The 13352-nt window shown below is 68.7% G+C and carries 13 protein-coding genes; 11 read left to right on the top strand and 2 right to left on the bottom strand.

Annotated elements, in window-relative coordinates; genetic code table 11:
- The first annotated feature begins 151 nt into the window (after positions 1–151).
- Both ABT313_RS41990 and ABT313_RS41985 read left to right on the top strand, forming a co-directional pair.
- Positions 152–1300: an EfeM/EfeO family lipoprotein gene (locus ABT313_RS41990; RefSeq protein WP_350866233.1), complete on the top strand. Its 1149-nt coding sequence runs from the start codon at positions 152–154 to the stop codon at positions 1298–1300.
- Positions 1293–2510 carry a Dyp-type peroxidase gene (locus ABT313_RS41985; RefSeq protein WP_350866231.1) on the top strand — a complete coding sequence of 406 codons (1218 nt, stop codon included), beginning with the start codon at positions 1293–1295 and terminating at the stop codon, positions 2508–2510. The genes ABT313_RS41990 and ABT313_RS41985 overlap by 8 nt, the downstream gene beginning before the upstream one ends.
- Here the strand turns inward: ABT313_RS41985 and ABT313_RS41980 are convergent.
- Complete coding sequence (locus ABT313_RS41980) at positions 2487–3863, bottom strand: MFS transporter (protein ID WP_350866229.1); 1377 nt, start codon at positions 3861–3863, stop codon at positions 2487–2489. The two genes, ABT313_RS41985 and ABT313_RS41980, sit on opposite strands and share 24 nt — an antisense overlap.
- Before the next feature lie 63 nt (positions 3864–3926).
- Between ABT313_RS41980 and ABT313_RS41975 the strand changes: the two genes are divergently transcribed.
- The 9 genes from ABT313_RS41975 to ABT313_RS41935 all read left to right on the top strand — a co-directional run bounded on the left by ABT313_RS41975 (position 3927) and on the right by ABT313_RS41935 (position 12301).
- Positions 3927–4343, top strand: coding sequence for a winged helix-turn-helix transcriptional regulator (locus tag ABT313_RS41975; protein WP_350866228.1), 417 nt, complete (start codon positions 3927–3929; stop codon positions 4341–4343).
- A gap of 146 nt (positions 4344–4489) precedes the next feature.
- A complete protein-coding gene (locus tag ABT313_RS41970; RefSeq protein ID WP_350866227.1) occupies positions 4490–5764 on the top strand; it encodes an MSMEG_0569 family flavin-dependent oxidoreductase in 1275 nt (424 codons plus the stop codon).
- Between the two features lies 1 nt (position 5765).
- Positions 5766–6584, top strand: coding sequence for an amidohydrolase family protein (locus ABT313_RS41965; protein ID WP_350866225.1), 819 nt, complete (start codon positions 5766–5768; stop codon positions 6582–6584).
- Between the two features lie 20 nt (positions 6585–6604).
- A complete protein-coding gene (locus ABT313_RS41960; RefSeq protein ID WP_350866223.1) occupies positions 6605–7126 on the top strand; it encodes an MSMEG_0572/Sll0783 family nitrogen starvation response protein in 522 nt (173 codons plus the stop codon).
- Positions 7127–7136: 10 nt separating this feature from the next.
- On the top strand, positions 7137–8198 hold the full coding sequence (locus ABT313_RS41955; RefSeq protein WP_350866221.1) for an MSMEG_0568 family radical SAM protein: 1062 nt from the start codon (positions 7137–7139) through the stop codon (positions 8196–8198).
- On the top strand, positions 8159–9589 hold the full coding sequence (locus ABT313_RS41950; RefSeq protein ID WP_350866219.1) for an MSMEG_0567/sll0787 family protein: 1431 nt from the start codon (positions 8159–8161) through the stop codon (positions 9587–9589). Before ABT313_RS41955 ends, ABT313_RS41950 begins: the two co-directional genes overlap by 40 nt.
- Positions 9590–9597: 8 nt before the next feature.
- A complete protein-coding gene (locus tag ABT313_RS41945) occupies positions 9598–10422 on the top strand; it encodes a carbon-nitrogen hydrolase family protein (protein ID WP_350866218.1) in 825 nt (274 codons plus the stop codon).
- A 2-nt stretch (positions 10423–10424) separates the two neighbouring features.
- A complete protein-coding gene (locus ABT313_RS41940; RefSeq protein WP_350866216.1) occupies positions 10425–11240 on the top strand; it encodes a carbon-nitrogen hydrolase family protein in 816 nt (271 codons plus the stop codon).
- Positions 11240–12301 (top strand): MSMEG_0565 family glycosyltransferase, encoded by a 1062-nt coding sequence (locus ABT313_RS41935; protein WP_350866214.1) that lies wholly within the window; start codon positions 11240–11242, stop codon positions 12299–12301. Before ABT313_RS41940 ends, ABT313_RS41935 begins: the two co-directional genes overlap by 1 nt.
- 13 nt (positions 12302–12314) lie before the next feature.
- On the opposite strand, the gene ABT313_RS41930 is transcribed toward ABT313_RS41935, so the two are convergent.
- The gene (locus ABT313_RS41930) at positions 12315–13349 is read right to left on the bottom strand and encodes a LacI family DNA-binding transcriptional regulator (protein ID WP_350866212.1); all 1035 of its coding nucleotides are present in this window, start codon (positions 13347–13349) and stop codon (positions 12315–12317) included.
- Between the last annotated feature and the right edge of the window lie 3 nt (positions 13350–13352).

The following is a 13352-nucleotide window of genomic DNA, read 5'->3' as shown; positions in this document are numbered from 1 at the left end:
AAGGTCCGGACCTCGCGAGCATCGCCTCGTGAACAGTCGCTGAAGACTCAGGGAGTTCGCGAGCTCCACCAGTCCGCCGGTCACCCGCTGTTCACCGGCCCGTCGGAGGCAGCATCGGATCCGTTCACAACCGCCGCCCAGCGTGTGCCCGGTGAGCAGTACGACGGCCTCGGCGGCCGCACCACCACAGCCGTCGAGCCGGCCGCAGCCGATCGAACTCGTCGTCGGCTCGCCGTACGGGATCGACGACTGGCTCGGCGGACCGGCCGGGCGGTACGACTTCGTCTTCGTGAACAACGAGGGGGCGGGCGCGGAGGTCTATCTCGAGGACCCAGCGACCGAGCGGATCTACCTCGAGGTCGAGCACTTCGGCCGTGGCGTCAGCCGTGCGGTGACAGCCTCGGTGCCGCCGGGGACGTACCGGTGGGTCTGCATCACCGACTACACGATCAAGTACAGCCGACCGGTCGTCGTCACCGGTGCGCCCCTGCCGCACGACGTACACGGGATCATCCCGGTGACCGGGCTGGACCTGCGGGTCCCGATCAACAACTACGTCGCTTGGATCACCGGACAGCTGCCCACCCTGACTCGGCAGGTCGAAGAGCTGCGGGACGCGCTGCTCGCCGGCGACGCGGCGGCGGCCCGACGCGCCTGGCTGACCGCCCACCTCACCTACGAGACGCTGGGCGGGGCCTACCGCGCGTACGGCGAAACCGGCGACGACATCAACGCCGACCCGCCGCGCGGCGTCCCTCTCGCGGACGCGGACTTCGCAGGCTTCCGGAAGATCGAGGCCATGCTGTGGCACGACCGGCCGACGGCGACGATCACGCCGTACGCCGAGGCGCTGCTCGAGTCGGTCGGGCAGCTCACCGACGAGCTGGCACTGCCGAACGCGATCACGCCGATCGACATGGGCCGACGGGCGCACGAGATCCTCGAGGACGCGCTGCAGTGGGACCTGAACGGGATCGGTGACGCCGGCAGCCAGACCGAACTGGCGACCGTGGACGCCAACATCACCGGGGTCTGGCAGGCGCTGGAGCCGCTACGGCCGATCCTGCGCAAGCAGAACCCTTACCTGGACCAGACCGACGAGCAGCTCCGACTGACCCAGCAACTCGTCCGCAGCCACCACCACGACGACGGCTGGGTCGGGCTCGCAGCACTGTCCGTCCGGCAGCGGGCCGGGATCAACGCCGCCGTACAGCACAGCGTCGAACTCCTCGCCCACACCGCGGCCATCCTCGACCCCCGCAACGCCACCCGCGACCGAGGCCCGATCACCCATGACTGATCACGACACCACCGTGCCCGCCAGCACCGCCGAACCTGCCACCGCTGCACCCGGCAGCGCCGGCCCGGCCGGCTGGCCCATCGAGGGCGCCCACCAGGCCGGCATTCTCGAGCCTGCGCAGCAGGCGGCGATCGTTGTCGCCTTTCTTGTGACCGCGCCCGACCGGGCGGCGCTTCAGCGGATGTTCCAGACGCTGACGGCGACGATCGGCTACCTGGTCTCCGGCGGCGACGTACCGACCGGACGTGGGAGCGACGACGGGCTCGTGTCGACGCCGTACGAGAACGGCGTGCTCGGCCCGGGCACGGTGCCCGACGGTCTCACCGTCACGGTCAGCGTCGGTGCAAGCTTGTTCGACGACCGGTTCGGCCTCGCCGAGGTCAAGCCGGCCCGCCTCCGCCCGATGGACGAGTTCCCGAACGACGCACTCGACCCCAACCGCTGCGACGGCGACCTCCTGCTACAGATCTGCGCCGACCACCGCGACACAGTCCTGCACGCCCTCCGCATCCTCATGCGCGCAACCCGAGCCGACCTGCAGGTCCTGTGGCAGATGGAGGGCTTCACCAGTCCCCCACGCCCGACCGGAACCCCGCGCAACCTGTTCGGTTTCAAGGACGGTACGGCGAACCACGAGTTCCTCGACCGCCCCGACCTCGTCGACCGGCTGGTGTGGACGAAAGCCGGCGGCGACGAACCAGACTGGGTGACCGGCGGTTCGTACCACGTGGTTCGCCTGATCCGGATGTTCGTGGAGTTCTGGGACCGCATCTCGATCAACGAACAGCAACGAATCTTCGGCCGCGACCGCGACACCGGCGCACCGCTCTCCGGCCGCCCCGGCGAACGAGTCCCCGGCCAGGAAGAGCACCAACTCCCCAGCTACTACCGAGACGCCCACGGCAACACCGTCCCCCTCACCGCCCACACCCGCCTCGCCAACCCCCACGACGGCACCGCCGACGACCGCCGCATGCTCCGCCGCGGCTTCAACTACAGCGCCGGCATCGAACCCAACGGCCAACTGGACCAGGGCATGATCTTCATCTGCTTCAACGCCGACCTCGACCGCCAGTTCACCGCCGTCCAAACCCTCCTCATCGACGAACCCCTCGTCGACTACATCTCCCCCTTCGGCGGCGGCTACTTCTTCGCCCTCCCCGCCCCAAACAACCCCACCGACTGGCTAGGCCGCACCATGCTGGCCTGACCGGCGCCGCGGCAGACCTGCAACGAGGATTCCCAGTACTGCGGCAGCCAGTGGTACGGCGAGGCCTGTTCGGAAGGTGTTGGTGGTTAGTTCGTTGGCGGTGAGAACTGCGGCGGTTGCTGCTAGGCCGAGGGCCGAGCCGAATTGGAAGGAGGTTGTGAGTACGCCGCTTGCGAGGCCTTGCTCGTGCTCGGGGACACGGTCGGTGGCTGCGATCGTGAGTGGGCCGTAGGCGAGGGCGAACGCCAGCCCGAGGAGCAGGAACGCCGGGAGTATCGCCGCGAAGGTTTGGCCCAGTGGCAGGAACGCGGTGTAGGCGAGGGCCGCGAGGACGAAGCCGCCGAGCACGACCCGGCCGTTGCCGAACCGATTCACCAGCCATGGCGTGAGCGTCGGGGCGAGTACTGCGTCGATGCCGATCACCATCAGCGCGAGGCCGGTCTCCAGCTCGGACCAGCCGCGGAGTTCTTGCAGGTAGAGCACCGCGATGAACTGGAATCCGACGAACGATCCGACCAGCAGAATCGCACCGAGGTTCGCCCGGACGAGCGCGCCGTTCCGCAGCAGCCCGAGCCTGATCAGCGGGGTAGATACACGCCGCTCGATCAGCACAAAGGCCGCCAGCAGGACAAGTCCAACGCTCGCGGTCGCCGCGGTCACCGTCGGCGGTACGTCGGGCGCACGCACGACGGTTGCTACGAGCAACAACATCGACGCGGTCAGCGTCAGCGCGCCGGCCAGGTCGAAGCCGCCGCGCTCCGGTGCCCGGGTGTCGCGTGGGATCAGTGCGATCGCTCCGGGCAGGATGGCTGCCGAGACGATCACCGGGGCGAAGAACACCCACCGCCAGTCGATCGCGCTGAGCAGTCCGCCCGTGACCATGCCCAAGGAGAACCCGCCGGCCGCGGTCCCGGCGTACACGAGGAGGGCTTTGTTGCGTTGCGGTCCCTCGGGGTACGTCGTGGTGATGATCGACAGGCGGGCCGGGGTCATGAAGGCGGCCGCGATACCGGTGACGAAGCGGGCCAGGATCAGCACCCAGCCCTCGGTGGCGAACCCGCCGAGCCCGCTGAACAGCAGGAACACGACCAGCCACGTCACGAACATCCGGCGGCGGCCGAGCAGATCCGCGGCGCGGCCGCCGAGCAGCACGAACCCGCCGTAGCTGAGCGCGTAGGCGCTGACGATCCACTGCAGTTCGCCGGTTGCCAGGCCGAGCTCGGCCCGGATCGACGGCAGCGCGACACCCATCATCGAGACGTCGATGCCTTCGAGGAAGATCGCGCCGCAGAGTACGAACAGAACGGCCCAGGAACGGCCGGTCAGCCGTTCCGGGGTGACGGTTGATGACACAGGGAGCTCCCTTTCATGGTTACCTCTTGTAACTGACCCCATCATCGGGAACCATCAGGAGTTGTGGAAGAAGGCACTTCAAAGGAACCGAGTCACTCCGGCTGCACCGAGGACGCGTTCCAGTGGGACACGCGCGAGGACTGCGACGTACGGCAGATCCTCGACCGGATCGGTGACAAGTGGTCGTTGCTGGTGATCGCGCTACTGGACAACCGGTGCATGCGGTTCACCGAGCTGAAGAAGACCATTGACGGCATCAGCCAGCGCATGCTGACCGTGACCCTGCGCCAACTGGAGCGCGACGGGCTGGTCAGCCGGACCGTGCATCCGGTCGTGCCACCGCGCGTCGACTACGAGCTCACTCCGCTCGGCGTCACGCTGCACGCGACGATCCAGTCATTGGTCAGCTGGACGGAGACCCATCAGACGGAGATCGCCGCAGCCCGGGCCCGGTACGACACGGTGCACGCTTCCTCCTAACAGCTGCAACGACCGGAGTTCGTGGTTACCCACGCGAAACATGGGGCGTGGATCCGGAAATGTGAGTTTGTTCCGGTGGCAACGGTTCGGCAATCCGGGGGGCCTTCACTGGAAGGCGTTCAGGAGGATCGAGGCCGGGAGCCGGGATGCAGCTGAGGGATGGTGCGCAGTACTCGGTGGTCGTCGTCGGTGGAGGGCAGGCCGGGCTTGCGACCAGTTGGTACCTGACTCGTCGAGGCATCGACCATGTCGTTCTCGAAGCGGATCGGGCCGGCGGCGAGTGGCGGAACCGGCGGTGGGACTCGTTCTGCCTGGTGACGCCGAACTGGCAGTGCAGACTCCCCGGGTTTGCGTACGGCGGTCTCGACCCGGACGGCTTCATGGGCCGCGACCAGATCGTGGAGTACCTCGAGGACTACAGCCGCTCGTACGACGTCCCGCTCGTCGAGGGCGTGCGTGCGACCCAGCTCGACCACGGCTACCGAATCACCACGACGGCCGGGACCATCAGCGCCGACCAGGTCGTGATCGCGACCGGGCCGTACCAGCGCCCACGGATCCCCCGGCTCGCCGAGCGCCTGCCGGTTACCCAGCTCCACTCGTCGGAGTACAAGAACCCGGACCAGCTCCCACCCGGCGACATCGTCGTCGTGGGTACAGGGCAGTCCGGCTGCCAGATCGCCGAGGACCTGCATCTGGCCGGACGGCAGGTCCACCTGCTGACCGGTACTGCGCCCAGGGTCGCACGGTCCTACCGCGGAGCCGATGTCGTCACCTGGCTCGACCGGATGGGGTACTACGCCAAGGGGATCGACGAGTTCGACGACACCGACGCCGTACGATTCCGGGCGAACCACTACGTCACCGGCCGGGACGGCGGTCGCGACATCGACCTGCGCAGGTTCGCACTGGAAGGCATGCGGCTGTACGGCCGGCTGGTCGACGCGGACCCGCACACCCTGTACTTCGCCGACGACCTCAAGCAGAACCTGGATCGCGCCGACGAGGTCTCCGAAGGAATCAAGGACTCCATCGACGCCTTCATCGCGAGCGAAGGTCTCCACGCCCCGTCCGAGCCTCGCTACCGGCCCGTCTGGGAGCCCGGGACCGTACCGCGATCGCTGTCCCTGCAGGGTATCGGCGCAGTCGTCTGGAGCACCGGCTTCCGCCGTGACGACCGCTGGATCCGGGTCCCGGTGTTCGACGGCCGCGGCTACCCGACCCACACCCGCGGCGTGACCAGCGCGGAAGGCCTGTACTTCATCGGGCTCCCGTGGCAGCACACCTGGGGCTCGGGACGCTTCGGCGGTGTCGCCGACGACGCCGCGTACGTCGTCGACCACATCGTCAACCGAGTCGTCAACCGCAGTCGGGCCGGCGTCCCGTGGATCGCCGGGTCGCCGCGACGGACGGTGGCGTGAGATGCGGGTGTACGACGCGCATCGCCATCTCGGGACACTCCCGCCGTACCCGTTCTACGGCGGCCCCGCGGTCAACCCGGATCTCAAGGCCCGCGCGACCGTCGACGAACTGCTGGCCGATCTCGATGCCGAAGGCACCGAACGTGCGCTGGTGATCCCGAACTACGGCGTCCCGGACGTGGCGGTGTCCTTCGGCTTCAACGACCTCGTCGTCGAGGCAGCAGCACGCGACGACCGGATCCGCGCAGGCCTGTGGGTATCACCGCGACCGCAGGATGCCGAGCTCACGACGAAGGCGCTGACGCTGGCCGGTGAGCCGGGAGTCCGGGCCCTGAAGCTGAGCTTCCTGCTGGGCGGCCACCCCACCGCCGACGACGTCCGGCCGCAGCTCGACCAGATCTTCGAAGTTGCCCGCCGCAACGACCTGGTCGTGCACGTGCACACGTCGCCCGGTGCCGCCTCCGACATCGACCACATCGGTCACCTGGTCGACACCTACGCCGCCGACGTACCGCTGCACCTGGTCCACTTCGGCGGCGGGATGAGCGGGCACATCAAGCTGATCGGATCCCGGTTCTTCGACTGGATCGCGACCGGCAAGCGCGTCTATACCGACCTGTCCTGGGCCATCGGGTTCGCTCCCGGCTGGCTGGCCGCCGAGATCGAGCGTCGCGGCCTGGGACACGACCGGGTGCTGTTCGCCAGCGACCAGCCCTGGGGCGACCACGCCGGCGAACTCGCCCGGATGCAAGCGGCGATGGGTGACGGCGAGCTCGCCGAGTTCGTCTTCCATCGCACCTTCGAGCACCTTTACGACTGACCCGATCAAGGAGCAAGCAGATGTCCGAAACTGCCGAACTGACCGAACTCGAGATCAAGAGCCTCGGCGAGATCCCGCACCCGTCCCTGCCGCAAGGCTCGAGCATCTACGGGGGCACGAAGGTCTTCCCCGACTACCAGGCGGAGGACGGCGAGACCTACTTCACGCTGGTGCACGGCATCGCGCACGAGTCGTCGGTGAGCTTCGTCGCGATCCTGCAGGCGACGCGCGCGCAGCGGAAGGGCTTCGAGTCGGCGATCTACTTCTACGGTCCGGGATCGCTGAACTGCCTGGCCACCCGCGGCTTCCCGACCACCGGCAACTCCGCGTTCCCGGGCGAGCACAACATCAACGAGTCGCTGAAGACGTTCATCGCCGAAGGCGGGAAGGTCTACTGCTGCCGGTTCGGGCTGTCGCTGCACGGTGCGCGCGAGGAGGACCTGATCGAGGGTGTGATCCCCACGCATCCCCTGGACGTGCAGGACGCGCTGATCCACTACGCCCGCAAGGGCGCGATCATCAACTCGACCTACATGTTCTGAGGAGTATCCGATGAGCGTCGACGGCCTGGCTGTGCGTGCGGAAATGGCGGTGTACGGCGTGCGGGTGGACGCACCGGTACGCCGTAGCAAGGGCGCCGGCCCGAGCGACGACGGACACCTGGTCGTCGACGGCGCCAACGCCACCCTCCCGATCGTTGCCGACAGCCCCTATGAGGTGAAGGACGGAACCGTCTTCCGCCGCGGGCGGAGCCTGGGACTGTCGATCGAGCCCGTCCGCCGTCCGCGCTTCTACGACCTCGAGACGAGCGAGGGCATCCCCTACCAGCAGATCGCGCTGCTGCACGGCAGGGACGTGCTGGCCACCACGGTCGTGCAGACGTGCATCCGTTACGACGAGTCGACCCGGTGCCGCTTCTGCTCGATCGAGGAGTCGTTGCGAACCGGCGCCACGATCGCGGCGAAGACGCCGGCCCAGCTCGCCGAGGTCGCCGAGGCAGCGGTGCGGCTGGACGGCGTCACGCAGATGGTGATGACGACGGGTACGACGACCGGCAAGGATCGCGGCGCGCGCAACCTGGTCCGCTGCGTGCGGGCTGTGCTGCAGGCCGTTCCCGGGCTGCCGATCCAGGTCCAGATCGAGCCGCCCGGCGACCTGGCCGTCCTTGCCGACCTCCGCGAGGCGGGCGCTACCTCGATCGGCATCCACGTGGAGTCCCTCGACGACGCCGTACGGCGCAGGTGGATGCCCGGCAAGTCGACCGTCGGCCTGGCCGAGTACCACGCCGCGTGGCGCGAGGCTGTTCGTGTCTTCGGCCGGAACCGGGTGTCGACGTACCTGCTGGTCGGGATGGGCGAGGACCCGGACGAGTTGGTTGCCGGTGCCAAAGGACTCATCGAGCAGGGCGTCTATCCGTTCGTCGTACCGCTGCGGCCGATGGCCGGGACGCTGGCCCGCGCGGACGGCGTACAGCCACCCGACCCTGCCGTGGTTCTGGACGTGACGGCCCGGGTAGCGGATCTGCTCACCGCCGCGGGAATGCGCGGCGCGGACCAGGGCGCAGGGTGCGCCGCGTGCGGTGCCTGCAGCCTGCTGTCGGCGGCCGGAGCATGAGCGCGACGGTCGTGCAGACCACCGGCGTACGGCGCGCTGCCGATGTGAGTGCGCTGCTCGGTGACCCGCCCCCGGCATTCCTGATCGAGGAGGCGGACGCAGCAGGCGTCGCTGCGTATCACGAGCTGCGCCGGCACGTCTTCGTCGACCAGCAAGGGTTGTTCGAGAACAGCGACCGGGACGATCGTGACGAGGATCCACGGACCGTCGTACTGATTGCCCGTGATGCGCGCGGCGACGTTCTCGGGGGCGTACGTCTCGGACCTCCGTCGGACGAGCCGGACATCGGCTGGTGGCGGGGCGGACGACTCGTCACCCGGACGGGTGGTGCGACGCGAGGTGTAGGCGCGGCGCTGGTTCACTCGGCCTGCGCTCGCGCGGAGGCCGCCGGCGTACTGCGGTTCGACGCGACCGTGCAACTGGGGACGCAGCGATTCTTCGAGCGGCTGGGCTGGCAGAAGGTCGGCCCGGCGGCCGTGGCCAACACACCACATGTGCTGATGCGCTGGCCGATCGACCGGATCTCGCGCTTGGCCAAGACCACCAAGTCGGATCTGGGCGCCCTGCTCGGACGAACAGGGCCGGCTGGTTTCATCGGCGACGACGGCGCTCCGGTGCCGGGCAGTGATCTGGTCGCCGCGTGCGACGCGATCATGCCGGCCATGGTGGAACGCGATCCGGAGTGGGCCAGCTGGTGCTCGGTCCTCGTGAACGCCAACGATCTGGCCGCGATGGGCGCCGTACCGGTCGGATTGCTGGACGCGCTCGGTGCTCGGGACGCCGCATCCGCCGGCCGGGTCCTGCGCGGACTTCGACGAGCGGCCGATGCGTACGGCATACCGATCCTCGGCGGGCACACACAGTTGGGCGTCCCCGCGGCATTGAGCGTGACGGCTCTCGGGCGGACTGCCAATCCGGTACCGGGCGGTGGAGGCCGGGCAGGGCAACCGATCCGTCTGACGGCCGACCTGGGCGGATCTTGGCGAGCCGGATACGCGGGGAGGCAGTGGGATTCCACGAGCCATCGGAAGCCGGCAGAACTCCGTTCGATGGTTGCAGCGGTCGGGCAAGCCCGCCCGGATGCGGCCAAGGACGTGTCGATGGCGGGCGTCGTCGGCACCCTCGGGATGCTCGCCGAAGCCAGCGGATGCGGCGCGGTCCTCGATGTGGCCGCAGTACCAAGACCAGCCGCAGCATCGATGGGCGATTGGCTCACCTGCTTCCCGGGCTACGCCATGCTGACCGCGGGGCCGCAGCAACTGGAGGCCGGACCAGCTGTCGGAGCCATCTGCGGCGAGCTGACGACCGGGCAGGGCGTCGAGCTTCGTTGGCCGGACGGCGAGGTCACCCAGGCACTGAGCGGCCGCGTGACCGGATTGGGAGCAGCATGATTCTCCGTATGGCGGCTGTGGCCGCGAATTTCGACCGCGACCTGGAGGCTGATTTCGCCAAGGTCGCGGCGTTGATCGAGAGCGCCCGCGAGGCCGGCGTGAAGTTGCTCGCGCTGCCCGAGGGCACCCTCGGCGGCTACTTGCTGAGCCTCGACGGGACGGCCGACGCGCCACCGGCGTTCGCCGGCGACAGCCCGGAGATCAGGCGGCTCGCCCAGTTGGCCGGCGACATGGTCGTCACCGCCGGGTACGCCGAAGCCGAGGACGGCCTGATCTACAACGCCGCCGTGTGCGTCAACGGCGACGGCGTACTCGGTCGTCATCGCAAGGTGCATCAGCCGCTGCGTGAGGACGAGCACTACGCCGCCGGCGACAGGTTCGAAGCGTTCGACACACCGGTCGGCAGGCTGGGAATGATGATCTGCTACGACAAGGCGTTCCCCGAGGCGGCCCGGACGCTGGCGCTGGACGACGCCCGGATCATCGTCTGCATGTCCGCCTGGCCGGGCGCCCGGACGAACCCGGATCCCGACCTGGCCAAGGATCGCTGGAAGCGCCGGTTCGACCTGTTCGATCGTGCCCGGGCGTTGGAGAACCAGGTGATCTGGCTCTCGGCCAACCAAGCCGGCACGTTTGGTTCGCTCCGGTTCGTGGCCGGCGCGAAGGTCGTAGACCCGGGCGGCGAGATCCTCGCAGACACCGGCATCGCCGAGGGAATGGCTGTCGCCGAGTTGGACGTCGAGCAAGCGCTCGACCTGGCCCGGCGGTCGATGGGACATCTACGCGATCGGCGGCCGGAGACCTACGGGACGCCTGAGCTCGCAGCGGTGTGAGCGTGCTGAAGATCGGGGCGGTGGCGGCCGGTTTCACCCGGGATCTCGAGTTCGACCTGTCGCGCATCGAGGCCCTGATCCGGCACGGCCGGCGGGACGAGATCCAGTTGCTCGTCCTGCCCGACGCGGCTCTCGGCGGCTACCTCACCGACCTCAGTGATCCCGACCTGGACGACCTGCCACCGGCCCTCGATCCCGACGATCCCCTGATCGCCAAGGTGATCTCGATGGCCGGCGAGATGGTGGTGTGCTTCGGCTTCTGCGAGGCTGCCGGTCCGGACCGCTACAACACCGCGCTGTGTGTGAACGGCGACGGCGTACTCGGTAAGCATCGCAAGGTGCACCAGCCACGCGGCGAGCGGACGATCTATGCCGCCGGCAACGAATTCGCGGCGTTCGACACCCCCCTCGGCCGGCTCGGCATGATGATCGACTACGACAAGACCTTCCCGGAGGCCGCCCGGGCACTGGCTGTCGACGGCGCCGACCTGATCGCGTGCCTGTCCGCCTGGCCGACCAGCATCACCAACCGCGCGCCGCGGATGAACGAGGACCGCCAGTCGCGGCTCTTCGATCTCTACGACCGGTCCCGCGCGGCCGAGAACCAGGTGGTACTCGTCTCGTCGAACCTCACGGGTTCGATCGGCAGCATGCGCTTCCTCGGCCAGTCGAAGGTGGTCGGCCCGGGCGGCGACATCATCGCGCGGACGTGGTCCAAGGCCGGTATCGCCATCGCGGAGGTCGACGTCCGCGGGGAGACCGAGACGGCCCGCCGCGTACTGCACCACCTCGACGAACGCCGCCCGGAGGCCTACTGATGCGGATCGCATTGCTGAGCTACTCGACCAAGCCGCGCGGCGGCGTCGTCCACACCCTCGCACTGGCCGAAGCACTGGCCGCGAAAGGCGAAGACGTCACCGTTTGGTCGCTGGGCCGCGGTGGCGACACGACGTTCTTCCGGCCGGTCGATCCGCGGGTGCGGTTGTCCGTCGTCCCCTTCCCGGAGGTGCCGGGTGAGGACGTCGGCGCACGGATCCTTCGCTCGATCGCCGTACTGCGCGATGCCTTCGACGGGTCGCAGTACGACGTCGTGCACGCGCAGGACTGCATCAGCGCGAACGCCGCGGGACCCTGCATCCGGACGGTGCACCACATCGACAACTTCACCACGCCGCAACTCGCCGCCTGCCACGAGCGAGCGATCGTCGATCCGTACGCGCACATCTGTGTCTCGTCAGCGGTCGCCGCTGAACTCGCGACAGGGTGGGATATCACGGCGACGGTCATCCCCAACGGCGTCGATTCGGCCCGCTTCGCCGCCGCCGATCCTGCGCCTTGGCGTGCCGAGCTCGGCCGGTATATCCTGACCGTCGGCGGCATCGAACCCCGCAAGGGATCGCTCGAACTGCTCGAAGCCGCAGCACTTCTCGACGGCGCGACCAAGTTGGTGATCGCCGGCGGCGAGACATTGTTCGACTATCGCGAGTACCGGCAGCGCTGGGAGACCCGAGCGGTACAGCTCGGCATCAGTCCCGTCGTACTAGGTCCGGTCGACCACGCCGAGTTGCCGGGCCTCGTCGCAGGCGCCGAGGTGTTCGCGTTCCCGTCCGTCAAGGAAGGTTTCGGCCTCGCTCCGCTGGAGGCACTCGCCGCCGGCGTCCCGGTGGTGCTGTCCGACCTGCCGGTCTTCCGCGAGATCTTCGGCGCAGCCGCGACCTACGCGACCGGCCCCCAGGCGCTGGCAACCGCCTTGCACGCAGCCATCGGCGACACCACCCGCACCCAACTCGGCCGCGACACCGCCGCCGCCCACACCTGGCCCGCAGCCGCCGACGCCCACCTCAACCTGTACTCACACCAGCTGGCGCATGCTGTCTGAGCGACAGTAGCAATCATCGGCCGGGTGGGGCCGTCGACTTTCGGACGATCAGGTCGATGGGCTGCTGGAGGACTTCGCGGATCTCTTCGTTGCGTGGTCGGGTCAGCAGTAGCTCGACGGCGCGGGCGCCGAGGCCGGTCAGCGACATCCGGACCGTCGTCAGCGGAGGGTCGATGAATGCTGCGATCGACAGGTCGTGGATCGAGATCACCGACAAGTCACGCGGTACCTCCACGCCGGCTTCACGTGCCGCATACAAGGCGCCGACGGCCGACGCGACGTTCGCGACCAGTACGGCGGTATGCCGTCTCTTCGCAGAAAGAATCTGCTGCATACCGGCTGCTCCACCGGCGGCCGTGTAGTCGCCGTGGGCAACAAACCCGGAATCCAGCCCGGCGTTGTTCATCGCCGCGATGTACCCGAGCCGACGCCGTTCGGCTGTGTCGCTGTCGGACGGGCCGCTCAAGAAGGCCACGTCGGTGTGACCGAGCTCGAGCAGATGGGCGACCGCGACCTCGGTGGCGCGCTCGTCGTCCAGTACGACGTACCGGCGCTTGCCGGGCCCGGTCCGGTTGACGCACAGCCACGGCGGGCCGAGACGGTCGAGGTGTTCCTCGCGCGTCCCGCTGATGCCACCGCCCGCCAGCAGGAGACCATCGACCCGGCCGTTGCCGAGCTGCTTGGCGTAGTGCTCGAAGCTCTCCTCGCCGAGCTCCATCGACGCGGTCAACAGCGCGGATTCGGCCTTCGTCGCCGCAGTCTCGGCTCCCTTGATGATCTGCCCGTACGCCGGGTTCTCGAAGTCCGGCACGAGGAGCGCGATGGTCCGCGTACGGGCCGTCCGCAGGCTCCGAGCTGCCGCGTTGGGTTGGTACCCCAGCTCGGCAACCACCGCCAGCACCCGTTCCCTCGTGCTCGGCTTGATCCTCAGTCGCGGATCGTCGTTCAGGATCCGCGAGACGACCGCGCGGTCGACCCCGGCGCGTGAGGCCACCTCGGAGATCGTCGGCCCGCGGCGCAATGCCCCGGCCCGGCCCTCGTCAGCCATCAG

The sequence above is a fragment of the Kribbella sp. NPDC000426 genome, assembly GCF_040300265.1.
GTDB lineage: Bacteria > Actinomycetota > Actinomycetes > Propionibacteriales > Kribbellaceae > Kribbella.
Note: the sequence above shows the minus strand (reverse complement) of the source record. Positions and strands in the feature narration are given on the sequence as shown.